Source organism: Novacetimonas hansenii JCM 7643 (genome assembly GCF_000964405.1).
GTDB lineage: Bacteria > Pseudomonadota > Alphaproteobacteria > Acetobacterales > Acetobacteraceae > Novacetimonas > Novacetimonas hansenii.
Window position 1 is genome coordinate 1 of sequence record NZ_BANE01000302.1, and the last position, 272, is coordinate 272.

At 71.7% G+C, this 272-nt stretch carries 1 protein-coding gene; it reads right to left on the reverse strand.

The annotated features are described in order from the left end of the window. Window positions 1-272, reverse strand: a 272-nt coding sequence (locus tag B7G66_RS17985; protein WP_048859370.1) for a hypothetical protein, incomplete at both ends; no start/stop codon positions are given.

Sequence of the window (272 nt, forward strand, 5' to 3'; positions counted from 1 at the left end):
GGCGGGACGGGTCCAGCGTGCGTGGGCTGCGTGGTTCACCTGCAGGCTGAGCGTAATGACGCCGCTGCGGCCGTTCCACAGTTCGGGGGACAGGCGCGCCATGCCGGTGGTCCAGCGCCATGCGCATTCCGCATCCCGTTCGTCGGGGTGGAATGCGGGGGCAAGCAGGGGGTGATCCACGCCGATGGCGACCCCGCCCCCGGTGCGGCTGTCGCCGATCCACGCATCACGCACCTGCACGCCCAGCGCCCGCATGTCGCCCGTTTCGCCCT